At 54.9% G+C, this 23,782-nt stretch carries 19 protein-coding genes; 16 read left to right on the forward strand and 3 right to left on the reverse strand.

Annotated features, from left to right (window positions below; all coding sequences use genetic code 11):
* Position 1: 1 nt before the first annotated feature.
* The 5 genes from IE156_RS07930 to IE156_RS07950 all read left to right on the forward strand — a co-directional run bounded on the left by IE156_RS07930 (position 2) and on the right by IE156_RS07950 (position 6,483).
* Entirely contained in the window at positions 2-796 is a 795-nt protein-coding gene (locus IE156_RS07930) for an ABC transporter permease (RefSeq protein ID WP_189391980.1), read from the forward strand.
* 404 nt (positions 797-1,200) lie between these two features.
* Positions 1,201-1,704: an RNA polymerase sigma factor gene (locus IE156_RS07935; protein WP_189391981.1), complete on the forward strand. Its 504-nt coding sequence runs from the start codon at positions 1,201-1,203 to the stop codon at positions 1,702-1,704.
* Entirely contained in the window at positions 1,694-2,680 is a 987-nt protein-coding gene (locus IE156_RS07940; RefSeq protein WP_189391982.1) for a FecR family protein, read from the forward strand. The genes IE156_RS07935 and IE156_RS07940 overlap by 11 nt, the downstream gene beginning before the upstream one ends.
* 196 nt (positions 2,681-2,876) lie before the next feature.
* The gene (locus IE156_RS07945; protein WP_229841108.1) at positions 2,877-5,303 is read left to right on the forward strand and encodes a TonB-dependent receptor; all 2,427 of its coding nucleotides are present in this window, start codon (positions 2,877-2,879) and stop codon (positions 5,301-5,303) included.
* 85 nt (positions 5,304-5,388) lie between these two features.
* On the forward strand, positions 5,389-6,483 hold the full coding sequence (locus IE156_RS07950) for a YncE family protein (protein WP_189391983.1): 1,095 nt from the start codon (positions 5,389-5,391) through the stop codon (positions 6,481-6,483).
* A gap of 137 nt (positions 6,484-6,620) precedes the next feature.
* Here the strand turns inward: IE156_RS07950 and tal are convergent, their stop codons facing one another.
* Positions 6,621-7,583: a transaldolase gene (gene tal / locus IE156_RS07955; protein WP_189391984.1), complete on the reverse strand. Its 963-nt coding sequence runs from the start codon at positions 7,581-7,583 to the stop codon at positions 6,621-6,623.
* Positions 7,584-7,751: 168 nt separating this feature from the next.
* Between tal and carA the strand changes: the two genes are divergently transcribed.
* The 4 genes from carA (at position 7,752) to IE156_RS07975 (ending at position 13,990) form a co-directional block, all read left to right on the forward strand.
* A complete protein-coding gene (carA, locus tag IE156_RS07960; protein ID WP_268248097.1) occupies positions 7,752-8,915 on the forward strand; it encodes a glutamine-hydrolyzing carbamoyl-phosphate synthase small subunit in 1,164 nt (387 codons plus the stop codon).
* 8 nt (positions 8,916-8,923) lie between these two features.
* A complete protein-coding gene (carB, locus tag IE156_RS07965) occupies positions 8,924-12,166 on the forward strand; it encodes a carbamoyl-phosphate synthase large subunit (protein ID WP_189391985.1) in 3,243 nt (1,080 codons plus the stop codon).
* Between the two features lie 141 nt (positions 12,167-12,307).
* Positions 12,308-13,204 (forward strand): lipid A hydroxylase LpxO, encoded by an 897-nt coding sequence (gene lpxO, locus IE156_RS07970; RefSeq protein WP_189391986.1) that lies wholly within the window; start codon positions 12,308-12,310, stop codon positions 13,202-13,204.
* A gap of 6 nt (positions 13,205-13,210) precedes the next feature.
* A complete protein-coding gene (locus tag IE156_RS07975) occupies positions 13,211-13,990 on the forward strand; it encodes an SDR family oxidoreductase (RefSeq protein WP_189391987.1) in 780 nt (259 codons plus the stop codon).
* Between the two features lie 103 nt (positions 13,991-14,093).
* On the opposite strand, the gene IE156_RS07980 is transcribed toward IE156_RS07975, so the two are convergent.
* The gene (locus IE156_RS07980) at positions 14,094-14,732 is read right to left on the reverse strand and encodes a histidine phosphatase family protein (RefSeq protein ID WP_189391988.1); all 639 of its coding nucleotides are present in this window, start codon (positions 14,730-14,732) and stop codon (positions 14,094-14,096) included.
* A gap of 321 nt (positions 14,733-15,053) precedes the next feature.
* Here IE156_RS07980 and IE156_RS07985 point away from each other — a divergent pair, with 321 nt between their 5' ends.
* Both IE156_RS07985 and greA read left to right on the forward strand, forming a co-directional pair.
* Positions 15,054-16,379, forward strand: a complete 1,326-nt coding sequence (locus IE156_RS07985) for a solute carrier family 23 protein (protein WP_189391989.1) — start codon at positions 15,054-15,056, stop codon at positions 16,377-16,379.
* A 398-nt stretch (positions 16,380-16,777) separates the two neighbouring features.
* Positions 16,778-17,254 carry a transcription elongation factor GreA gene (greA, locus tag IE156_RS07990; RefSeq protein ID WP_189391990.1) on the forward strand — a complete coding sequence of 159 codons (477 nt, stop codon included), beginning with the start codon at positions 16,778-16,780 and terminating at the stop codon, positions 17,252-17,254.
* A gap of 96 nt (positions 17,255-17,350) precedes the next feature.
* Here greA and IE156_RS07995 read toward each other — a convergent pair whose 3' ends face one another.
* Positions 17,351-17,944, reverse strand: coding sequence for a YhbY family RNA-binding protein (locus IE156_RS07995; RefSeq protein WP_189391991.1), 594 nt, complete (start codon positions 17,942-17,944; stop codon positions 17,351-17,353).
* Positions 17,945-17,961: 17 nt separating this feature from the next.
* On the opposite strand from IE156_RS07995, the gene IE156_RS08000 reads away from it, so the two are divergent.
* The 5 genes from IE156_RS08000 to IE156_RS08020 all read left to right on the forward strand — a co-directional run bounded on the left by IE156_RS08000 (position 17,962) and on the right by IE156_RS08020 (position 23,678).
* Positions 17,962-18,600: an RlmE family RNA methyltransferase gene (locus IE156_RS08000; RefSeq protein WP_189391992.1), complete on the forward strand. Its 639-nt coding sequence runs from the start codon at positions 17,962-17,964 to the stop codon at positions 18,598-18,600.
* Between the two features lie 107 nt (positions 18,601-18,707).
* Positions 18,708-20,621 (forward strand): ATP-dependent zinc metalloprotease FtsH, encoded by a 1,914-nt coding sequence (gene ftsH / locus IE156_RS08005; protein WP_189391993.1) that lies wholly within the window; start codon positions 18,708-18,710, stop codon positions 20,619-20,621.
* A gap of 23 nt (positions 20,622-20,644) precedes the next feature.
* Positions 20,645-21,487, forward strand: coding sequence for a dihydropteroate synthase (gene folP, locus IE156_RS08010; protein WP_189391994.1), 843 nt, complete (start codon positions 20,645-20,647; stop codon positions 21,485-21,487).
* Positions 21,484-22,827, forward strand: a complete 1,344-nt coding sequence (gene glmM, locus IE156_RS08015) for a phosphoglucosamine mutase (protein WP_189391995.1) — start codon at positions 21,484-21,486, stop codon at positions 22,825-22,827. Before folP ends, glmM begins: the two co-directional genes overlap by 4 nt.
* Before the next feature lie 68 nt (positions 22,828-22,895).
* Positions 22,896-23,678, forward strand: a complete 783-nt coding sequence (locus tag IE156_RS08020) for a GNAT family N-acetyltransferase (protein ID WP_189391996.1) — start codon at positions 22,896-22,898, stop codon at positions 23,676-23,678.
* The last annotated feature ends 104 nt before the right edge of the window (positions 23,679-23,782 follow it).

A 23,782-nucleotide genomic window follows, 5' to 3' on the forward strand; every position in this document is an offset into this window, starting at 1 on the left:
TATGTCTAAATCTCTTACTCGTTCCCGTCTGGCCCTGCGAGGCTGGCAAATCTCGCTGCTCATTGTCCTTTTGCTGTCCTGGCATTTCCTGACACTGGACCCTAAAGCGGCTTTTTTCTTTGGCCAGCCGCTGGAAGTGGTCAAGGTGATCTGGGCCTGGTTCGTCACCAATGGTGATATTTACCTGCACCTGGGGGTGACCTTAAGCGAAACCCTGCTGGCCTTTGTCATCGGCACACTGGCTGGTCTGGCTTGCGGCCTGTGGCTAGGACTCTCGCCACGTGCGGCGGCCTTGCTGGACCCGTACTTGACTGCTGCCAATTCCATGCCGCGCGTTATTTTGGCGCCTATTTTCGGCATGTGGTTTGGCCTGGGCATCTGGTCCAAGGTCGCACTGGCGGTGACGCTGGTGTTTTTCATCGTGTTCTTCAACGTGTACCAAGGTGTGCGTGAAGTCAGCTCCACACTGCTGGACAATGCCCGCATGCTGGGCGCCAGCCGTCGTCAGTTGCTGCGTTACGTCTACATTCCTTCGGCCACCAGCTGGGTGTTCTCCAGCTTGCACACATCGGTCGGTTTGGCCTTTGTGGGGGCTGTGGTGGGGGAGTACCTGGGCTCGGCCAGCGGAGTCGGCTATTTGATCCTGCAGGCCGAAGGCACACTGGATGTAAATACCGTATTCGCGGGTATTGTGGTGCTGACCGTGTTCGCCTTGATCCTGGATGGTTTGGTCAGTGTGTTTGAAGAACGCATGCTGTCCTGGCGTCCTAAAGGCGGCGAAACACAAAAGCTCTGATGAGCAGCTTCATCAGGCCATAATCTGGTCTGGCTTTAGCTCTGAAAAAACGGCTCCTCTTGTAGGAGCCGTTTTTTTTATTTCTGCAGCCCGGTAGCTGGGGCAAGCAGCACTACGAGGCTGCTCTGAAAAAAGCAGGTTTTCGCTTTCTTCGCTGGCAAGCTCCGCTTATCACCAAGCAGGCGCTGGACGCCTACCCGCCAGGCTTCTGGGATAACTACAGCTTGAACTGTCCGCAGCTCAGCTTGCTGTGTGAGCGCTGAAAGAACGCATATGTGCTGAACCCAAAGAGTGTGACGCCGTGAATACGATGCTGAAGGAGCAAGCAGCTAGCGTTCATGTGTTTGGAAATGAGAATTGTTGTTATTATCATCCCTCTCATCTGTTCACAGGCTCCTGCTTTCATGTCCGACCGTCGTGCCTTCCGCAAAACCTGGCTTGCTCACTACAGCGAGCTGCTGGGGGCATGGCGGCGTCGATCCCAGATCGATCATGATGTGGAAGATGCCATGCATGACGCCGTGCTGCGCATACTGGAAAACGGCTCAGTCTCTGCCGATAATCCGGCTGCCTATTTGCAACGTAGTACCTCCAACGGTTTGATTGACCGGCACAGGCGGGAGGAAAAACTCCCCATGGTGCCCTTACACGAGCTACATGAATCCGAGCACCCGGTGGTTCTGGGCCCCGAGTCCCAGGTGTATTCCAGTCAAATGGTCAATGATCTGATGGTGGTTCTGGACGAACTGCCTGATATTTGCAGGCAGGTGTATATTTACCAGCGCCTGGAAGGCAGCTCCCATGCCGAGATTGCCAGTGCCCTGGGCATCTCCCGCGCCATGGTAGAAAAGCATATGAATAAAGCGCTGCGACATTTGAGTACAAGGTTACAGAAGTATGCCCCCTGATGTCCTGAACGCAGTCACCGCACAGGATCAGGCCGCAGCCTGGTTTTCCTATCTACGCTCGGGTGATGCCAAGCCTGATGATTGGCGCGCGTTTGAGCAATGGCGAGACTCCAATCTGGAGCATGAACGCTGCTATCGCCATCTGGAGGCGATTTGGCAGGCGACTTTGCAGATTCCTGAGTCCGAGTTGCGGGCGGCGTTGCACGCTTCGCGGGCTGCTATGCCCGTTAATAAGCCCCGTCGCCGTTTTGCCTGGGGCATGGCGGCTGGTGTGTGTGCGACAGGCCTGCTTGCTGTCGTGGGCCTGCGAGCGGGTCTGAATACCGATCCTTCCTACCAGACAAGCTTAACGACTGCACGTGGGCTGCATCAGGAGTTGTCTTTGCCTGATGGTTCAACGTTGACGGCTAATACGGGTACGCGGGCACAGATTCGTTTTTATGAAAACGAGCGTGTAGTTGATCTGTATGCGGGTGAGGTGTTTTTTGATGTGCAACCCGATCGTTCACGTCCTTTTGTCGTGCATGCGGGGTCAAGCAAAGTGGTGGTAACGGGCACTCGATTCAATGTCTTGCATGAACAGCAGCAGTTGCAGGTGACCGTAGAGTCCGGTTCGGTCAAAGTGCAGCAGGGGGCCTGGTGGGATCGGGATACTCGCTTGCTGGAGCGCGGGCAATCTGTGTACAGCGCGGCGGATGCGCCCTTGGGACAAATACGGAAAGCGGATTTGAATACGGCCTTGGCCTGGCGTAGCGGCCTGATTGTATTTGAGAACACGCCTTTGGCTCAGGCTGTGACACAGATCAACCGTTATTTGCCACAAGCGGCCGTGTTTGATGCCCCGCGCTTTGAAACATACAAGGTTGCGGGTGTGTTCAGTGTGAACGAGCCGCTGGCTTTGATTCAAACCTTGCCGGATCTGGTGCCGGTAAAAATCCAGACTCTGCCTAACGGGCAGCTGCGGATAAGCGAATAACACCCTAGCTTGAAAAGGAAGCCGCCAGCTTTCTTTTTTGTTTATCAAAAATAGTTCTCATTTTTGTTCCGGTGTTTTCAAGCTGGTTCGTCGATAGAGTAAGGGGTGCTGTTTTTGTCGCCGACAGCAGTGCCCATAACCTTGTGTCAGGAGCGTGCCATGCACGTCCTGCTACTCTTTGGACATAAGCCAGACTGTGAATACATCGACCTCTTTTGCGTGGTGCAAAAAGCCCACGATTAATACGCGCTTGACGATTCTGGCGATTAGCCTGGCTTGCGTGGCCAGTGCTTTGCCTCTGGAGCTGCGTGCGCAGCAAGCCACCCCCACCTCGATCAACCTGCCTGTACAAGCATTAAGCAAATCCTTATTGCAGCTGGGGCAACAGGCATCGGTGCAGATCTTCTTTGCTCAGGAACTGGTGGATGGCCATCAGGCCCCGGCCTTGTCGGGCAGCTATTCACCTGAGCAGGCCTTGCAGCAATTGCTGGCGGGCACAGGCATTATCTACAAGCGTAACGGCAACACCATCAGTCTGGGCCAGGACCCGGCTGCCTCAGTCGCCGAGCTGTCCACGATTACAGTCAAAGGGGGCATTCTGGGCGATTTGTCACCGGCTTATGCGGGCGGGCAAGTGGCGACAGGCGGCAGCTTGGGTTTGCTGGGTTCGGTTGACGTGATGGACAACCCATTTAGCACTACCAACTACACCTCCGAGTTGCTCTATGATCAGCAGGCCAGAACTCTGGCAGATGTGGTGGTGAATGATGCGGCTGTACGCACGACGACCTCTACCGGCGGTTTTGGTGAGGATTTTGTGATTCGCGGTTTTGCGGTGGGCAGTGGCGATGTCAGCGTGAATGGTTTGTACAGCCTGGTGTCTTCCAGCCGTGTGCCCGTGCAGATTCTGGAGCGTGTGGAGGTTCTGAAAGGCCCCGGCACTCTGATGCGCGGCATCCCGCCCGGAGGCAGTATTGGCGGGGCGATCAATCTGGTTACCAAGCGGGCCGAGGATGAGCCGCTGACTCGTGTGACGGCAAGCTATGTCAGCCAGGCCAACGTGACGGCTCAGCTGGATATGGGGCGCCGTTTTGGCGAGAACAAGGAATGGGGTGTGCGCTTTAATGGTGTGAAGCGCGGTGGCGAGGCCACTTCCCGTGATGGCAAGCAAGACCTGGGTATGGCCGCTTTGGGTGTGGATTATCGAGGTAGCCGTTTACGTTGGTCGGCCGATGTGATTCACCAGGAAGACACATTGGAGAACATCCGTTCACAGATTGGTTTTCAAAGTAATTTGACAGAGCTGCCAGCGCCCCCCGATGGCCGGACCAACTTTTATCCTGGCACCCGCCTTACCCAGCGCGATAACACCATCATGTCCCGCCTGGAGTATGACTTCACAGATTCGGTTACTGGACATATCGGGGTGGGCTATCGCCACGGTAAGAACCGCCAGATTTTCCCTGTTAACGTGAAACCGGGCGATCCGAATACACGCCAGTCGGTCGATGCAGATGGCAATTTCAGTGTGATCTCTACCTTCTATGACTCCTACTCTAAAACGCTCAGCAGTGATGCAGGTTTGAGTGTGGAGTTCGATACCGGGGCGCTTGCGCACAAGCTGGCGCTGGGTGTGAGCTATATGGATCAGGAACTGGGTAATGCCTATAGCCCCGGTACAGAAGTTGTGGATTCCAATATCTACAATCCAGCCCCCATTCCGGCGGGGCCAGCTGAGCGGCTGGATTCGCAAAAGGCCTCCAGCACCGGGCTATTGAGCTTTGCGCTTGCCGATACCTTGTCCTTTGCGAATGACCGGGTGCTGCTCACCGTGGGCGCTCGCCGTCAAACCGTGGATGTGTCCAGTTTCAACACGACGACTGGTGTGAAGACCTCCAGTTACAAGGCAAATGCCATCTCGCCTCTGGCCGGGATCGTGATCAAGCCTATGGATAATGTGTCTGTCTTTGCCAACTTCACAGAAGGTTTGACTCGAGGTTCCATCGTTGGGAATACCTATGCTAATCGGGGTGAAATCCTCAAGCCCTTCAAGTCTCGTCAGTATGAGGCGGGTGTGAAAGTGGATTGGGGCGGCATCATGACGTCGGCCTCCTTGTGGCAAATTGCCCGCCCTGCAGGGCAAGAGGATGGCAACAATGTCTATGGCTATTTTGGCGAACAGCGTAATCGTGGTCTGGAGCTGAGTGCATACGGCGAGTTGGTGCCAGGCCTACGCATGATGGCCAGCGCCGCTTTTACTCAAGGCAAGCTCACCAAAACCCAGAACGGTGTGAACGAAGGCAACCGGGCTCCGGGTGTCCCTGCCAGCACCTATAACCTGGGTCTGGATTGGGATACGCCTTGGGTACAAGGACTGAGCCTGAATGGCCGTGTGATTCACACCTCGTCCCAGTATCTGAACAATACCAATACCTTGACGCTGCCCGCCATGACCCGCTTTGACGTGGGTGCGCGTTACTACACCGATATTGCCGGTAGGGATGTGGTGTTCCGGGCCAATATTGAAAATCTGACCGACAAGCGTTACTGGCTGGCTTCCAGCAACTTTGCCACTAACGGGGCAGGGCGCACGTTCATGTTGTCGGCCTCCATGAATTTCTGATTCGCTGATTTCTAACGTCAGGCAGGGTTTTGCGGCGGCTTGGAGTGCTGCTAAGCCCGGCCAGGACATGGAAGGGAAGAACAAAATGTTGAAACGATGTTTTTTGGTGTCCGTTCTGTCGGCGGCCTTGTTGAGCGTGACTGCGCATGCGCAGTCCACTCAGGTGCAGTCTTTGAGCCCCGAATTGGCGCAGCGCAGCTCGATTACGGCTGATGGTGCCTTGCGTAAGGAACTGGCTTACGGGATTTATCAGATGGCTTACAGCGCGTCTGAAAAGGCTCTTTATGTAGCCTCGGCAGAAATGATCGATGGTGTGCGGGGTGGGGCACTTTACAAGCTGGACCCGCAGACTCTGGATGTGCTGGGTGTGATTCACACCGATGAAAGCAATTTTGGCTTGAGCAGCAACACAGAGGGGAATGTGCTGTTCATGACTAATAGCCTGAACCCGGCGGCTGCGCGCGTGGAGCTGGGTGAAAAGGGCAGCCTGAAACGTACGGCTTTCAGCAATATGGGGACGGATGGTTTCAAGGTGGGGCCACGTACTGTCAAGCTGGATGAAGCCCATAAGCGTCTTTATGTAGGGGGCGTGGGCAATCCGGCGGTGATCTGGGTGCTGGACGAGAGCAGCATGGAAGTGCTCAACACCATTGAAAATGCGGGCAAATGGGTGACTGGTTTGTTGCTGGACACCGATCATCGTCGTATGTATGCGGGCAATGGGAATGGCGAAGTGCTGGTCATCGATACGGATAAGAGCCAGATAGAGCAGCGCTGGAAACCTGCCGGGGACAAGCCGGCCATCTTGCTGAACTTCGCCCTGGATCAGAAGCGCAATCGTTTGTACGCCACTGAAAACCAGTATCAGAAAACGGTCTATGTGCTGGATGCTGGCACTGGCAAACTGCTGGAACAGTTAGACGTAGGGGACGCTCTGGATATTGTCTATAACCCCAAGCGTGACGAACTGTATGTGTCACACCGTCAACAGGGCAAAGTATCCGTGCTGGATGCGGGCAGCTATGTGAAAAAGGCGCAATACAGCTTGCCTGCTCATCCCAACAGCCTTTTGTTGGGCCCGGATGATCAGTTGTACGTTACGGTGAAAGCTCCTTTCACCCCTGACCATAAAGTCAGCGCCAGGGAAAGTGTGGTGCGTATTGATCTGAATAAAATCTGATCAGGGTCTTAACAAGGAAGGCTCAAAGAAAATCAGCCCGGTGCAATACCGGGCTGAGTGCTGTCTTGTTGATCAATAAGAAGTTTGATCGTGGGGCTTGGCATGGCGCAAAGTCTTTTTTATAGCCAAGCGTAGGTTCAAGCCTGCTGACGCGCCTGTTGAATCAATGTATCCAGCTTGATGGCGTCCGCTGTGAACTGACGAATACCTTCGGCCAGCTTTTCTGTGGCCATGGCATCCTGGTTCAGGTCGGTGCGGAAGGTGATTTCATTGCTGGCACGCCATTCGGGGGCGACGGCTTTAGCGCTGGCAACATCCAGAACTGCCGGGACTTCACCGTGAGCAGCATCCAGCTGGCCCAGCAGTTCAGGGCTGATAGTCAGCAGGTCGCAACCGGCCAGGGCCTTGATTTGGCCGATGTTACGGAAGCTGGCGCCCATGATTTCCGTGGGGATGTCATAGGTTTTGTAGTATTCGTAAATGCTGCGTACCGAACGGACGCCCGGATCGTTCTCGCCTTGATTGGCGCTTTCGTCCCACTCTGTTCCTGCTGCTTTCTTGAACCAGTCGTAGATGCGGCCTACAAAGGGGGAGATCAGGGTGACTTTGGCCTGGGCGCAGGCAATGGCTTGCGGCAGGCAAAACAAGAGAGTCAGGTTGCAGTTAATGCCTTCGGCCTGCAGGGTACGGGCCGCCTGGATGCCTTCCCAAGTGCTGGCCAATTTGATCAGTACGCGCTCGCGCCCAATACCGGCATTTTCGTAGTGCTGGATGATGTGGCGGGCACGCTCAACGCTGGCCAAGCTGTCGAAGGACAGGCGGGCATCGACTTCGGTAGAAACACGGCCTGGCACAATCTCCAGAATTTGCCGCCCAAAGGCCACCAGCAGCAGATCGCTGGTTTCAGCCAGGCTGGCCCCCGGATGATCGGTAATGACGCGATCAAGCAAAGGGCGATAGGCCGCCTGCTGGACAGCTTTCAAAATCAGGGAAGGATTGGTTGTTGCATCGGTCGGGCGATAGGCGCGCATCGCCTCAAAATCGCCGGTGTCGGCCACTACGGTTGTGCACTGGCGCAGGGAGTCAAGCTGAGTAGTCATGTCTGTTACTAGTCCATCGCAAAGCCATCAAACCAATCAATTACTGTAGTCGATTTTCCAAGTTTTAGTGCCTCGTTTCAGTGTTATTACCGATAAACTACCGGAAAATCATCGTTTGAGCATATAATCAGAAGGTTTAATATCAATTTCAGAACCGGGGTTTTTAACGTGCTGCCGTCTTTATTTCCTGAGGAGTCCCGCACTATCACTAGTGCTATCCTAGCCCTGGCGGATGGAACCCTATTCAAAGGGGTATCAATCGGTGCCGAGGGGCACTGTGTTGCTGAGATCGTTTTCAATACAGCCATGACGGGCTATCAGGAAATCCTGACAGACCCAAGCTACAGCGGTCAAATTGTTACGCTTACCTATCCGCACATCGGTAATACCGGTGTCAATCCAGAGGACTCCGAATCCACCAAAGCCCATGCTGCCGGGCTTGTCATTCGCGACTGTCCTGCTCGCCTGTCCAACTTCCGCTCCACCCAGTCTTTGCCTGACTACCTGAAAGCTCAGGGCGTTGTGGCGATCTCGGGTATCGATACCCGCAAACTGACCCGCATCCTGCGCGAAAAAGGCTCCATGGGCGCCTGCATTTTCGTGGGCGACGATGCTGAGCGTGCGTTGGAACTGGCTCGTTCTTTCCCTGGCCTGCAAGGTCAGGATCTGGCCAAAGTGGTCACCACCGACAAATCCTACGACTGGTCCGAAGGTTCCTGGGAATTGGGTCAAGGCTTTGCCAAGCCTGCAACAGACCTTTTCCACGTGGTGGCCTACGACTTTGGCGTAAAAGCCAATATCCTGCGTTTGATGGCAGACCGTGGCTGTAAAGTCACTGTGGTGCCTGCGCAGACTCCATTGGCTGAAGTGCTGGCTTACGAGCCAGATGGTGTGTTCCTGTCCAATGGCCCTGGCGATCCAGAGCCTTGTGATTACGCCATCGAAGCCTGCAAGGGCTTGCTGGAACGCAAGTTGCCTTTGTTTGGTATTTGCCTGGGTCATCAGATTCTGGGTCTGGCCGTTGGTGCCAAGACCTTGAAAATGAAGAATGGCCATCACGGTGCCAACCACCCTGTGCAAGAATTGGCCAGCGGTCGTGTATTCATTACCAGCCAGAACCATGGCTTTGCGGTGGATGCCACAACTCTGCCAGCCAATGCCAAGGTTACGCACATTTCTTTGTTCGATCAGAGCCTGCAAGGCTTCGAGTTGACCGATCGCCCCGCGTTTTGTTTCCAGGGTCACCCGGAAGCCACACCCGGCCCGCGCGATATTGCCTCGCTGTTCGACAAATTCATCAGCCTGATGGCTGCTCACCAGGCCAATAAGTAAATCGCACTATGCCAAAGCGTTCAGACCTAAAAAGCATTCTCATCATTGGCGCAGGCCCGATCATCATTGGTCAGGCTTGCGAATTCGACTACTCGGGAGCCCAGGCGTGTAAGGCCCTGAAGGCCGAGGGTTACCGGACCGTGCTGGTTAACAGCAACCCGGCCACCATCATGACGGACCCGGATACGGCCGATGTCACCTACATCGAGCCCATTACCTGGCAAGCGGTCGAGAAAATTATCGAAAAAGAGCGTCCCGATGCGCTCTTGCCCACCATGGGTGGCCAAACCGCGCTGAACTGCGCGCTGGATCTGGCCAAGCATGGCGTGCTGGAAAAGTACGGTGTCGAACTGATCGGTGCCAATGCTGCTGCCATTGAAAAGGCCGAAGACCGCCTCAAGTTCAAGGACGCCATGACCTCTATCGGTCTGGAGTCGGCCAAGTCGGGTGTGGCTCACACCATGGACGAAGCCTGGGCTGTTCAAAAGAGCATTGCGGCCGATATCGGTACCGCCGGCTTCCCCGTGGTTATCCGCCCCAGCTTCACGCTGGGTGGTACAGGCGGTGGTATCGCCTACAACCCGGAAGAATTTGAAACGATCTGCCGTCGTGGTCTGGAAGCATCGCCAACCAAAGAACTGCTGATTGAAGAGTCGCTGCTGGGCTGGAAAGAGTTTGAAATGGAAGTTGTGCGCGACCGCGCCGACAACTGCATCATTGTTTGCTCCATTGAAAACCTGGACCCCATGGGTGTGCACACCGGTGACTCCATCACCGTGGCTCCTGCCCAAACCCTGACCGACCGTGAATACCAGATCATGCGTAATGCATCGATCGCCGTATTGCGTGAAATCGGTGTGGATACCGGCGGCTCGAACGTTCAGTTCGCCGTGAATCCTGATAACGGCCGCATGATCGTTATCGAAATGAACCCACGTGTGTCCCGTTCCTCGGCGCTGGCTTCCAAAGCCACGGGTTTCCCTATCGCCAAGATCGCTGCACGTCTGGCTGTGGGTTACACCCTGGACGAGCTGCGCAACGAAATTACCGGCGGTGCTACCCCCGCTTCGTTCGAGCCCACCATCGATTACGTGGTCACCAAAGTGCCACGTTTCGCCTTCGAGAAATTCCCTCAGGCCGACTCGCGTCTGACCACCCAGATGAAGTCCGTGGGTGAAGTGATGGCCATTGGCCGCACTTTCCAGGAATCCTTCCAGAAAGCCCTGCGTGGTCTGGAAGTGGGTGTGGACGGCCTGAACCAGAAAACCACTGACCGCGAAAAACTGCAGGTTGAACTCGGCGAACCAGGTCCAGAGCGTATCTGGTACGTGGGCGATGCTTTCGCTCAAGGCCTGACCTTGGACGAAGTTCATAACCTGACCAAAATCGACCCTTGGTTCCTGGCCCAGATCAAAGAGATCGTGGACATCGAACTGGCTCTGGAACAAAAGACGCTGGCCGATCTGGACCGCGACACCTTGTTCGGTCTGAAGCGCCGTGGTTTCTCCGACCGCCGTCTGGCTTTCTTGCTGGACACCGTGGAATCGGAAGTGCGCAAACTGCGTCACCAGCTGAACGTGCGTCCTGTCTACAAACGTGTGGACACCTGCGCGGCTGAGTTCTCCACCGATACGGCCTATATGTACTCGACCTACGAGGAAGAGTGTGAATCCAATCCTACGGACAAGAAGAAGATCATTGTTCTGGGTGGTGGTCCTAACCGTATTGGTCAAGGTATTGAGTTTGACTACTGCTGCGTACACGCTGCTCTGGCATTGCGCGAAGATGGTTACGAAACCATCATGGTCAACTGCAACCCCGAAACCGTTTCCACCGATTACGACACCTCTGACCGTCTGTACTTCGAGCCCCTGACTCTGGAAGACGTGCTGGAAATCGTTCACATCGAAAAACCAGTTGGCACCATTGTTCAGTACGGTGGCCAGACTCCTTTGAAATTGGCGCGTGCTCTGGAAGCCAACGGTGTACCTATCATTGGTACCAGCCCGGAGTCCATTGACGTGGCCGAAGACCGTGAACGCTTCCAGAAGCTGCTGACCAAGCTGGGTCTGCGTCAGCCGCCAAACCGTACTGCCCGTACCGAAGGTGAAGCCATTTCCCTGGCTGCTGAAATCGGTTACCCCCTGGTTGTGCGCCCAAGCTACGTGCTGGGTGGCCGCGCCATGGAAATCGTGCACGAACAGCAAGACCTGGAGCGCTACATGCGCGAAGCGGTCAAAGTCAGTAATGACTCGCCTGTGCTGCTGGATCACTTCCTGAACAACGCCACGGAAGTGGACGTGGACTGCCTGGCCGATGGCGAGCGCGTCTTTGTAGGGGGTGTAATGCAACACATCGAGCAGGCTGGTGTTCACTCCGGTGACTCCGCTTGCAGCTTGCCTCCTTACTCGCTCAGCGACGAAACCGTAGCTGAAATCAAGCGCCAGACCGCACTCATGGCTAAAGCCTTGAACGTGAAGGGCTTGATGAACGTGCAGTTCGCCATTCAGGACGGCGATGTATACGTCTTGGAAGTGAACCCACGTGCTTCGCGCACTGTGCCTTTTGTTTCCAAGGCCACAGGTTTGCAACTGGCCAAGATTGCTGCTCGTGCCATGGCCGGTCAAACCTTGACCGAACAAGGTATTACCGAAGAAATCACGCCGCCGTACTACAGCGTGAAAGAAGCCGTGTTCCCCTTCGTGAAGTTCCCTGGTGTAGACACCATTCTGGGACCTGAAATGAAGTCAACGGGTGAAGTCATGGGCGTGGGCACTTCGTTTGCCGAAGCGTTCGTGAAGTCGCAGATGGCTGCCAGCGTGAATCTGCCTACGGGCGGTCTGGCCTTCATCAGCGTGCGTGGTCAGGACAAACCGCAAGCCGTTGAAGTGGCTCGTGGCCTGATTTCGCTGGGCTTCAAGGTTGTGGCTACTCGCGGTACCGCCAGCGCCATTGAACAGGCTGGTCTGGCTGTGCAAGTGGTGAACAAGGTTACCGAAGGTCGTCCGCACATTGTGGATATGATCAAGAACGGCGAAGTTTCCTTGGTCATCAATACGGTTGAAGAGCGTCGCAACGCCATCGTTGATTCGCGTACAATCCGTACACATGCGCTGGCTGCCAACCTGGCTTACTACACCACGATCGCTGGTGCCGTAGCCGCTGTTCAAGGCCTGCAGTATCTGCGTCATGGCGATGGCTTGAAGGTTTACGCGGTTCAAGAGCTGCACGCTCTGCTCGCGAAACACTAAGTCGTACCATGCCGGAAAGGCGCACCTCAACGGTGCGCCTTTTTTTGTTCTTGCGTCAGACAAGACCAAGCCGTCGTATCAGGGCAGCATGCAGGTGACCGTCTGTATAGCGTGGAAGTTTTCTTCTTTGGAGATCATGTCGTGAAATGGTTCATTCTTGCCTTATTCATTGTGTGCACGATTGTTGTGCATTTCAGGGGTCGAGTCAGGCACCGCTTTTCGCGTCAAGTGCTGGACCATTCCACCTTCACGGCTCCTCTTAATGTGTTCATGTACGGTTTTTCGGCAGTGCCTAACAAGCCGTATCTGGATCTGAAACACTTCCCGGAGCTGAACAAGCTGCTGGAACACTGCGATGAAATCCGCGCCGAGGCCGAGCAACTGTTTGGCGAAGGCCATATCAAAGCCTCGGACAAGTACAACGACGCGGGCTTTAACTCTTTCTTCAAAACGGGCTGGACACGTTTTTACCTGAAATGGTATGACGCCGATCACCCGTCAGCGCGTGAGCTGTGCCCCGTCACCACCAATTTGCTCAAGGATATTCCCTCGATCAAGGCGGCCATGTTCACGTCCTTGCCGCCGGGTGCCCGTTTGCCGCGTCACCGCGACCCCTATGCCGGTTCGCTGCGTTTTCACATGGGTTTGATGACGCCCAATAGCCCGGATTGCTATATCGATGTGGACGGCCAGACCTACTACTGGCGCGATGGCGAAGCCGTGGTGTTTGATGAAACCTTCATTCACTACGCCGAAAACAAGACTGATCAGAATCGAATTATTCTGTTTGCCGACGTAGAGCGGCCCATGCGTTACCGCTGGGCCCAAGCCATTAACCATGCAGTGGGTGGCTTTTTGCTACGTGCAGCAGCCGCCCCTAACCAGGAAGGCGACCGCACAGGGGGAATCAACCGTATTTTCGGGACGGTTTATGCCGTGCGCCGTTTCGGCAAGGCGATCAAGAAAAAAAACGAAACCCTGTACTACATCCTCAAGTGGATTCTGGTGTTGGGTATTGCTGCCTTGATCTTCCTGTAAGCCGCCATGCAAGCCACGCCAACGGTCTTCATTACGGGTGCCAGCAGCGGCTTGGGCAGAGCGCTGGCGCAAGAGTACGCCGCTCAAGGTGCTTGCCTGGCTTTGCTAGGGCGACGGCAGGAAGAGCTGCAAGCCTTGGCAGACAGCTTGCCTGGTAGTCATCGAGTCTATGTCGCGGACGTACGCGACCGGGATGCCTTACATCAGGCTGCCCAAGACTTTTTACAGTTCACCGGCCAAAAGATTGATGTGGTCATTGCCAGCGCGGGAATCAGCGCCGGCACATTGACTGAAGAAACGGAAGACTTCGCCGTCTTCAAGGCCATTGTCGACACCAATCTGCTGGCGATGGTGGCTACGTTTGAGCCTTTTATTGCCACTATGAAAACAGCCGGCAAGGGCTCTTTGGTTGGTATTGCCAGTGTGGCAGGTATCCGTGGTCTGCCGGGTGCGGGTGCGTATAGCAGTTCCAAGGCAGCGGTCATCGCTTATTGCGAGAGCCTGCGCCTGGAGTTGTCGCTATATGGGGTGTCAGTCGTCACGATTACACCCGGCTATATCCGTACGGCCATGACGGCACATAATCCTTACTCCATGCCGTTTCTGATGCCTGTCGAGGACTTTGCCCGCAAAGCTCGCAAAACGATAGAGCGGGGCGCTTCTTACCGGGTGATCCCCTGGCCTATGGGGATTGTGTCTCGCTTGATGCGTCTCTTGCCTAATTGGCTGTACGATCACTTGGCTCGTCGGGCACCACGCAAACCTCGCTTGAAGAAAGACTCCTGAGGTTTCCCCGCTTTTGATCGTTACTAGAGCTTAACGCTCAAGCAAGTCGTGAGTGAGCGTCTGCCTGCTGTGGCCTCTTGATAGCTTTAGCTGCCTGGAGCGCTTAGCGTTGCTCGTCCAGCGTGGTGTTTAGATGTGGCAACTGGCCCCATAGCGTGCTGTTCCACTTCAAGGCAGCATCAATACTAAAAAAATTAAGACTGGTATTCAGAATGGCATGGGCACGCTTGGCATTTAGAGCCTGTTGATTCAGCTTGCGCCAGACCATATCAATCACACCGCCATGGGCAAAAACCAGCAGGTTCTTGCCTGGGTTTTCTTGGGCCAGGGTTTCAAAGCATTCCAGGACACGAGTCTGGAACTGGCGTAGTGATTCACCGCCTTCAACGGCATAGTCTATGTCCACGGTGTCATCGGGTTGGTCAGGGCCGTGACGGCCTGCTGCATCCCAGGCTTGGCCTTCCAACGTCCCGAAACCGCGTTCGCGCAGCCCTTTGAGTTGCTGGATAGCGATATCCCAGTGCTTACAAGCAATAGCGGCGGTCTCCGAGGCACGTTGCAAGTCGCTGCTGATCACGGCATCTACCGGCATTTGGAAGGCGCTGGAGCTCAAGTAGCTTTGCAAAGCACGAGCCTGTTCCCGGCCTGTCTGGTTTAACTCTATGTCTTGCCAGCCTTGCAGGCGGCGTACGGCATTCCAGGCGGTTTCACCGTGACGGATCAGACAAATAGACGTACTCATGCTCGCAACCATCATTCAGGTAAGGGATCTGACTGCCAGCGGCAGGCGGACTGTCTATTGTAAGGTCTGCGTCAAGCCCAAGCAGATATAGGGGGTATATACCGCATATAGCGCGTGCTTCGAAGCAAAAAGGCTGTTTTAAGGAGCTGGCTCGTTCCTCTATGTTGGGGTTTACCGCGTGCTGCCTTATTTTCAGGTGCCTTGTTGGGTCTTTCACGTTTAAAATCATGCCTCAACGAATCAGCCAGTGCCTTTTGCCTGTACTGCGCGACCGTATAACGAATTCTGCTGTATTTCTTTATTCCTTTTCTGGAACCCTCTATGTCTCAGTCTTACTTTCCGCGTTGGCGCCGTGTCTCCGGCAGCGAACCTGGCGCGGTTGTGCAGCCCGACGAATGTCTGGCCACGCCGCAAAACATTGCGATGGGTGCACAGCATGTGGTGGCTATGTTTGGCTCCACTATTCTGGCTCCCTTGCTGATGGGCTTTGATCCTAATCTGGCCATCTTGATGTCCGGTATCGGGACGCTGATTTTCTTTGTCTTTGTGGGCGGTCGGGTTCCCAGCTACCTGGGTTCCAGTTTTGCCTTTATTGGCGGCGTGATTGCGGTAACCGGTTATGTGGGCAGCGGCCCTAATCCCAATATCGGTGTGGCCTTGGGGGCCATTATTGTCTGCGGTCTGGTCTACACCTTGATCGGTATTCTGGTCTGGGTTTTTAATGCCCGTACCCAGGGCGGTGCCGCGCGTTTGATCAACCAGTGGATGCCTCCCGTTGTCACAGGCTCGATTGTGGCTGTGATCGGTTTGAACCTGGCGCCTATTGCTGCTAAAGGCGCGATGGGGGGTGGCACTTTCGACTCTCTGATGGCCTTGATGACCGTGCTGTGTGTAGGCGGTATTGCGGTTTATACCCGTGGGGTCGCCCAGCGTCTGCTGATCTTGGTCGGTCTGGCCTTGGCTTGCGTACTGTATTGGGTGTTCACCAACCTGATGGGTTACGGCACGCCGATTAATTTTGCACCGGTTGCTGCTGCCGATTGGTTGGGCTTGCCCACGTTTGCGGCTCCAGTATTCCAGGCCCACGCCATGACGGTCATTGTCCCTGTCGCCATTATTCTGGTGGCCGAGAATCTGGGTCACATCAAGGCAGTCAGCGCCATGACGGGGCAGGACCTGGATGGCTATCTGGGTCGTGCATTTGTGGGTGACGGTGTGGCGACCATGCTGTCCGGTTCGGTAGGGGGTACCGGCGTCACAACCTATGCAGAAAATATTGGTGTGATGGCGGCAACCCGTATTTATTCGACCCTGGTATTTGCCTTTGCGGCTGTGATTGCCATCTTCCTGGGCTTCTCGCCCAAGTTTGGTGCTGTCATCCAATCCATTCCCGGTCCGGTGCTGGGCGGAATGTCCATTGTGGTGTTTGGTCTGATTGCTATTGCCGGTGCCCGTATCTGGGTAGTGAATCAGGTGGATTTCAGTGATAACCGCAATCTGCTGGTTGCTGCCGTCACCCTGATTCTGGGGGCAGGTAACTTCTCCTTGCAGTTTGGTGTTGTTCGCCTGGATGGTATCGGTTGCGCCACCTTTGGTGCGATTTTGCTGTATGCCTTGTTACGAGGTCGTGGTCAGAATCGGGCGTAATTGCGTCAAGGCTGATTAATGCTGGTTTGGGCCCGAGAGGGCTCGCCAGCATTCCTTAATACTCCTGCTACTGTCATCTTGCCTGACAGATTTCTGTTTTTTTGTACAGGGGTTTTAGGGGCTTGCTATTTTCAGGCAGTTTGCCGACAATAGATCTCACAACCCCGGTTCTTCGCGGGGTTTTTTTCTGCCGCAGAATTTCTCTGTGTCAGAGAAGCCATATTGGGGCGGCCTGCAGGTTTTGGCTTTAGCAGTGTGTTTATCGGTACGCTGTTGGGTCAGCAGGACCTTCAGCCAGCATAATCGGCCTGCTTGAATAGCTGCCCCATCATCGTTATCCCCCTATTTTCCAGGCGCTCCCGCTACGGAGCGTCTTTTACTTGTTGAGCAGGAATACTATGTCTGCGATCCCACTGACTGCGCAGGGCGCACAACGTTTGCAAGTCGAATTACACCGCCTCAAGACGGTGGAACGCCCGGATGTGATTAACGCCATCGCCGAAGCGCGTGCACAGGGCGATTTGTCCGAGAATGCGGAATATGATGCCGCGCGCGAACGCCAAGGCTTTATCGAAGGCCGGATCAGCGAACTGGAAGGCACCTTGTCCAATGCCCAGATCATCGAACCCGCTACGTTGGATGCCGAAGGCCGAATCGTATTTGGCGCAACGGTAGAAATCGAGGAACTGGAGTCCGGCACCACCGTGACGTACCAGATCGTTGGCGATGTCGAGGCTGACATCCGTGCCAATAAGATCTCCATATCCAGCCCTGTGGCTCGTGCCTTGATTGGCAAAAGCGCAGGCGATGTGGTTGAGGTCAAGGCACCTGCCGGTATTCGTGAATACGAAATCCTGACGATCAACTACGTTTGATGCCGCATCAAACAGCAGGCATGTCCTGCTGTTGATTGAAGCGCGCAAAAGAAAGGCCCCTGTACATTGTGCCGGGGCCTTATAATTTACGGGCGTTTAGCGTTTGCCCGAACCACCGAGTCCACGTCGGGCACCAGCCCGCAAGGACATGGCACTGCCAGGGCGGTTGGTATTGCTACGGGGTGCAGCAGCAGGTTTGACCGCAGAGAACTTCTGAAGGCCGCGTGGCGCTGCCGAAGCTTTCTTCTCTTGGGTGCTGTTACGTTCTGCTTGCATTTCTGCACGGCGAGCACGTTCTGTACTGCGGGTACGCTGGACACCGGAAGCGGCCAGTTTTTTGGGCGTGTAGGGCTCCGAAGCCTTACGGATGGCGCGGGTTGGTTTTTCAGGCGCTCCCAGAACAGGGGGGCGTTCAATATTGGGTCTGTAGATGGTCAGGATTTTGCCCAGATGGTGAATAGGGGCAGCATCCAGAGCATCGCAGATTTGTTCTAACATGGTCAGACGGGCCTGACGGTCATCACCGGCCACACGAATCTTGATGAGCTGGTGGGCCTGGAGATGGACAGTGATTTCTTTAATCACCGCGTCGGTCAGGCCATTGTCTCCAATCAGGACAACTGGGCGCAAAGCGTGAGCAGCAGCACGAAGGTCGCTGCGCTCATGAGGTGTAAGGTTGAGTTTTGGCATAAAGAGATTGTACGGGAATGGCCAAGAAAAAATTCTCTAAAGAGTGGGTTCAGCAGCATATAAATGACCCTTACGTCAAATTGGCGCAACAAAAAGGGTATCGCGCGCGTGCGGCTTTCAAACTCAGTGAAATATTGGAACTGGAGAAAATTCAGATTCCGGGGAAAGTGGTTGTGGATCTAGGGTCTACGCCGGGTAGCTGGTCGCAAGTGATACGTGAGCGTATGGTTGGGGCCGGCGGCGTGCTCAATGGTCGCATTATCGCACTGGATATCCTGGAAATGGAACCCGTTGCGGGCGTGGAGTTCATGTTGGGCGACTTCCGCGAGGACTCCGTAATGGAACAGTTACAAGATTCCTTAAAAGGTGCGCAGGTAGACCTTGTGATTTCCGATATGGCCCCCAACTTGTCGGGTGTGGCATTGGCCGATTCCGCGCGTATCCAGCATTTATGCGAGCTGGCACAGGAATTTGCCCTGCAGCATCTGACCGATGATGGTGTGCTTATTGTCAAAGCCTTCCACGGAAGCGGGTTTTCCCAGATCGTGGAGTCTTTCAAGCGGAATTTTGTCAGAGTCGTCGAGCGTAAACCCAAGGCTTCGCGCGATAAATCCGCCGAGACCTTTCTCGTTGCCCGAGGGATAAAGGGCAGGTAATTTATGACTTGCCGGTCTTTGAATCGGGTAGAATGAACTATGTATGGCGCTTGTTCAGCTATGTGTAAGCATAATGAGCAAGTTATCGCAATCGCAGGAGATTGGCTTTGAACAATTCGTTTTCCAAAGTCGCGATCTGGATGGTTATTGCGCTGGTGCTGTTTACTGTTTTCAAGCAGTTTGACGGCCGGCCACCAGCCACTGATGGCGTCACTTACACGCAATTCATGAATGATGCCCGCTCCGGCCGCATCAGCAAGGTGGATATTCAGGGCGATACCCTGCATGTCACACCGGACTCTGGCCGCAGCTACACGCTGACTTCGCCTGGCGACCTTTGGATGGTGCCTGAACTGGTGAAATCCGGAGTGCAGGTGTCTGGCAAAGCCCGCGAAGAGCCTTCTTTCCTGACTAGCCTGTTCATCTCCTGGTTCCCCATGCTGCTCCTAATCGGCGTGTGGGTGTTTTTCATGCGCCAGATGCAAGGTGGTGGCAAGGGTGGGGCATTCAGTTTCGGCAAATCGCGTGCGCGTTTGCTGGACGAGAACACGAACCCAGTTACCTTTGCCGACGTTGCCGGTTGCGATGAAGCTAAGGAAGACGTTCAGGAGCTGGTGGATTTCCTGCGTGACCCAACTCGCTTTCAGCGTCTGGGTGGCCGAATTCCCCGCGGTATCCTGATGGTTGGTTCGCCCGGTACTGGTAAGACTTTGCTGGCCCGTGCAATTGCTGGCGAAGCCAAGGTGCCTTTTTTCAGCATTTCCGGTTCCGACTTCGTTGAAATGTTTGTGGGTGTGGGTGCTTCTCGTGTTCGCGACATGTTCGAGACCGCCAAGAAGCAATCGCCTTGCATTATCTTTATCGACGAAATCGATGCCGTAGGCCGTCAGCGTGGTGCTGGCCTGGGTGGCGGTAACGACGAACGCGAACAGACACTGAATCAGTTGCTGGTCGAAATGGACGGTTTTGAAACCGGCCAGGGCGTCCTTGTTATTGCTGCAACCAACCGTCCTGACGTGCTGGATCCCGCTTTGCTGCGTCCGGGTCGTTTTGACCGTCAAGTGGTTGTCAGCTTGCCTGATATTCGCGGTCGCGAGCAGATTTTGAAAGTACACATGCGCAAAGTGCCTTTGGCTCCCAACGTGGATGCCGTGGTGCTGGCTCGTGGTACTCCTGGTTTCTCCGGTGCCGATCTGGCCAACCTGGTTAACGAAGCTGCGTTGTTCGCTGCGCGCCGTAATGGTCGCACCGTGGATATGCAAGACTTTGAGCGCGCCAAAGACAAGATCATCATGGGCGCCGAGCGTCGCAGCATGATCATGCCTGAGGAAGAGCGTCGCAACACCGCCTACCACGAAGCCGGTCACGCTTTGGTGGCATGCATGTTGCCTAAAACCGATCCGGTTCACAAAGTCACGATCATTCCGCGTGGTCGTGCCTTGGGTGTCACCATGCAATTGCCAGAAGGCGATCGCTACAGCATGGATAAAGAGCGCCTGCTGAACATGATCGCTGTGCTGTTCGGTGGTCGTATCGCTGAAGAAGTGTTCATGAATCAAATGACCACCGGCGCATCGAACGACTTTGAACGTGCTACGCAGATTGCTCGCGACATCGTTACCCGTTACGGGATGACTGATTCGCTGGGTCCTGTGGTGTACGCAGAAAACGAAGGCGAAGTGTTCCTTGGACGCAGCGTGACCAAAACGACCCATGTGTCTGAGGCCACGATGCAGAAAGTGGATTCCGAGATTCGCAAGATCATCGACGAGCAATACGACATTGCACGCAAGCTCATCGAAGACAATCGCGACAAGATGGAAGCCATGGCCAAGGCGTTGCTGGAGTGGGAAACCATTGATGCCGACCAGATCGACGACATCATGAAGGGTTTGCCACCACGGGCGCCTCATGTGCCTAACAGCCATGACAACACACCGTCAGATGGCTCCACGCCTCCCGCTGCTGGCCCTAGCCCAGCGGATGACAAGGGTGCCGCGGCAACGACCCCTGTTGTTTAACTAACATAGGCCACGCCTATTTCATGAATTACCCTGAGTGGTCTTGTGGGCGCTTCCAGTTTGGGCTGGAGCGCCCTTTGGTTATGGGGATTGTGAATGTCACCCCAGACTCCTTTTATGATGGCAATACACACAATGATTTGCCTCGGGCGCTGGACCACGCCCGTCAATTAATCGCCGAAGGCGCAGACATTCTGGATATTGGGGGTGAATCCACGCGCCCCGGTGCCGAACCCGTTTCCCTGGAACAAGAGCTGGATCGTGTCATCCCTTTAATCGAGGGCCTGCGCGATAGCGGGGTGGCTTTGTCGGTCGATACTTTCAAGCCTGATGTGATGCGTGCCTGCCTGGATGCCGGTGCGGATATGATCAATGACATCTACGCTTTGCGTATGCCCGGTGCCATAGAAGCGGTCAAAGACTCTAACTGCGGCCTGTGCGTCATGCACATGCAAGGTGAGCCTCGTACCATGCAAGAGCAGGTGCATTACGATGATGTCGTCGTTGATGTACGTCATTTTTTGCAACAACGATGTGACGCCATAGTCAGCGCAGGCATTCAATCCGAGCGTATCATGCTGGATCCCGGCTTTGGCTTCGGTAAAACAGCAGCACATAATTATCAGTTGCTACGGGATTTGCAGCAGGCGGCAGTGCCTGGTTACCCTTGGCTAATTGGCTTGTCGCGCAAATCCATGATTGGCCATGTCACGGGAAAACCCGCCAGTGAGCGTTTGATTGGCAGTCTAACGGCAGCCCTTGCCTGTGTGGCACGGGGCGCAAAAATTGTCCGTGTCCATGATGTTGCCGCCACGCGCGAAGCGTTGGATGTGTGGAATGCGGTTGAATGTGGAGTCTCTGAATGAGCGATCGTAAGTATTTCGGCACCGATGGTATCCGTGGTGAAGTTGGTGGCCCAACCATTAACCCTGAGTTCGCCTTGCGTTTGGGTTATGCGGCCGGGCAGGTTCTGGCTGCCCAGTATGAAGGTACAGGTCGTCCCACCGTGGTGATTGGCAAGGACACACGTATTTCTGGCTACATGTTGGAGTCCGCGCTGGAAGCGGGCTTATCGGCTGCCGGGATCGACGTTTTGCTGGCTGGCCCCGTGCCTACGCCAGCGGTGGCTTACTTGACGCGTACCTTGCGCTTAACAGCCGGTATTGTTATTTCTGCCTCGCACAACCCGTATTACGACAACGGCATCAAGTTCTTCTCCGCCCAGGGCACCAAGCTGCCTGACGAGATTGAGCTGAAAATTGAACAAGCCATTGACCAGCCTATGCGTTGGGTCAAGTCCGAATCCTTGGGCCGCGCCCGTCGTCTGGCGGACTCTGCTGGCCGTTATATCGAATTTTGTAAAAGTGCCTTCCCCAACGATTTGAATCTGAATGGGCTCAAGATCGTTGTGGATGCTGCGCACGGTGCCGCCTATAACATCGCGCCCCACGTGTTCCGCGAGCTGGGTGCCGAAGTGGTTGCCGTCGGTGTTCAGCCTGATGGTTTCAACATTAATCAGGAAGTCGGTGCAACTTACCCTGAGAAGCTGGCCGAGGAAGTGCGCAAGCACGGGGCGGATCTGGGTATTGCGCTGGACGGCGATGCAGACCGCCTGCAAATGGTGGATGCGCAGGGTCGTATCTACAATGGCGACGAACTATTGTATCTAATTGTTGCTGATCGCCTGCAGACTCAGCCTGTTAAAGGCGTGGTCGGTACGCTCATGACCAACCTGGGTTTCGAGAAGAAAATGCAGGAATTGGGTGTGCAGTTTGCCCGTGCCAAAGTGGGTGACCGCTATGTGCTGGAATTGATGCAGCAAAATGGATGGGTATTTGGCGGCGAAAGCTCGGGCCATCTACTGTGTCTGGAATGGCACAGTACGGGTGACGGCATTGTGGCCGCCTTGCAGGTTCTGACTGCGCTGTGTCACAGCGGCAAGAGCTTGCCCGAACTGATGAACGGCTTGAAGATGTACCCGCAAATCATGGTCAACGTACCTTTGCTAGTGGGCCAGGATTGGCAGAACCATGCGGGTTTGCAACAGGCGACCAAAGAGGTGGAGCAAATGCTGGGTGAGCGCGGTCGGGTGCTGATTCGTGCATCTGGCACCGAACCTAAGCTTCGACTGATGGTAGAAGCAGAACAAGCCGATCTAGCTCAAGCAGGCATTGACACCTTGCTTGCAGTGGATTTAATGAAATAGTAATGTGGCTATCAAATACCTGAAACATTGTTTGTGCATGATGCACGAAAGTGTTTGGAGTCATCACGATGCTAAATCTTGAGCGCGAACGTACTGAAGTAGATTGGGGTAATGCGTGGGCCGGCCATACTGTCGGGGGACTGGCTCTGCGCCTGGCCCGTACCGAGGCAGAACTCGAAGGCCTTCAGCGCTTGCGTTTTCAGGTTTTTACCCAGGAAATGAATGCAGTTTTTCCAGACCAACACAATGGTCTGGACATTGACCGCTTCGACCCCTGGTGTGAGCACTTTATGGTTACCGAACCCGAAGAAAACCGGGTTGTCGGCACTTATCGTTTGCTTACTCCTGAAAATGCGCACAAAGCGGGCGGCTATTACTCAGAGTCCGAGTTTGATATCAGTGCCCTGGATGCCCTACGACCCACGCTGGTAGAGGTGGGACGCTCCTGCATCCACCCCGACTATCGCAATGGCTCGGCCATTATGATGCTGTGGGGCGGGATTGCCGCCTTGACACGTGTTGGCGGTTATCGCTACCTGTTGGGTTGTGCCAGCGTCAGCCTGCGCGACGATGGGGTTGCTGCTGCCGAAGTCTGGCGTGTGGCGCAAAAGTCCATGCAGGACAATCAGCACATCCCGCATGTACAGCCTTTGAATCGTTACCCGGTCGAACGCCTGAACAGCGACTTGCCTACGCGCATTCCACCGCTGATCAAAGGTTACCTGAAGTTGGGTGCCACAATTTGTGGTGCGCCTGCATGGGACCCGGATTTCAACACAGCGGATTTCCCTGTCTTATTGGATCTGGAAGCGATGGACGAGCGCTACAAACGTCACTTTGGCTTGATCTGATTTAGTTCTGATTTGGCTGTAAAGTGACGTTGGTCCGAGCAGGGCCGACTGGCAGAAAAAAAAGAGCCCCCGAAAGTTGGATCGCTATCCAACTTTCGGGGGTT

It is taken from the genome of Alcaligenes pakistanensis (assembly GCF_014652815.1).
In the GTDB taxonomy this organism is placed as follows: Bacteria; Pseudomonadota; Gammaproteobacteria; order Burkholderiales; family Burkholderiaceae_B; genus Alcaligenes; species Alcaligenes pakistanensis.

Bases quoted from the DNA above. Each gene is read 5' to 3' on its own strand.
- glmM (WP_189391995.1), top strand. From the start codon at position 21,484: ATGAGCGATCGTAAGTATTTCGGCACCGATGGTATCCGTGGTGAAGTT.
- IE156_RS07950 (WP_189391983.1), top strand. From the start codon at position 5,389: ATGTTGAAACGATGTTTTTTGGTGTCCGTTCTGTCGGCGGCCTTGTTG.
- IE156_RS07995 (WP_189391991.1), bottom strand. From the start codon at position 17,944: ATGCCAAAACTCAACCTTACACCTCATGAGCGCAGCGACCTTCGTGCT.
- IE156_RS07930 (WP_189391980.1), top strand. From the start codon at position 2: ATGTCTAAATCTCTTACTCGTTCCCGTCTGGCCCTGCGAGGCTGGCAA.
- IE156_RS08020 (WP_189391996.1), top strand. From the start codon at position 22,896: ATGCTAAATCTTGAGCGCGAACGTACTGAAGTAGATTGGGGTAATGCG.
- IE156_RS07935 (WP_189391981.1), top strand. From the start codon at position 1,201: ATGTCCGACCGTCGTGCCTTCCGCAAAACCTGGCTTGCTCACTACAGC.
- tal (WP_189391984.1), bottom strand. From the start codon at position 7,583: ATGACTACTCAGCTTGACTCCCTGCGCCAGTGCACAACCGTAGTGGCC.
- IE156_RS08000 (WP_189391992.1), top strand. From the start codon at position 17,962: ATGGCCAAGAAAAAATTCTCTAAAGAGTGGGTTCAGCAGCATATAAAT.
- greA (WP_189391990.1), top strand. From the start codon at position 16,778: ATGTCTGCGATCCCACTGACTGCGCAGGGCGCACAACGTTTGCAAGTC.
- folP (WP_189391994.1), top strand. From the start codon at position 20,645: ATGAATTACCCTGAGTGGTCTTGTGGGCGCTTCCAGTTTGGGCTGGAG.
- IE156_RS07975 (WP_189391987.1), top strand. From the start codon at position 13,211: ATGCAAGCCACGCCAACGGTCTTCATTACGGGTGCCAGCAGCGGCTTG.
- IE156_RS07980 (WP_189391988.1), bottom strand. From the start codon at position 14,732: ATGAGTACGTCTATTTGTCTGATCCGTCACGGTGAAACCGCCTGGAAT.
- IE156_RS07985 (WP_189391989.1), top strand. From the start codon at position 15,054: ATGTCTCAGTCTTACTTTCCGCGTTGGCGCCGTGTCTCCGGCAGCGAA.
- carB (WP_189391985.1), top strand. From the start codon at position 8,924: ATGCCAAAGCGTTCAGACCTAAAAAGCATTCTCATCATTGGCGCAGGC.
- IE156_RS07940 (WP_189391982.1), top strand. From the start codon at position 1,694: ATGCCCCCTGATGTCCTGAACGCAGTCACCGCACAGGATCAGGCCGCA.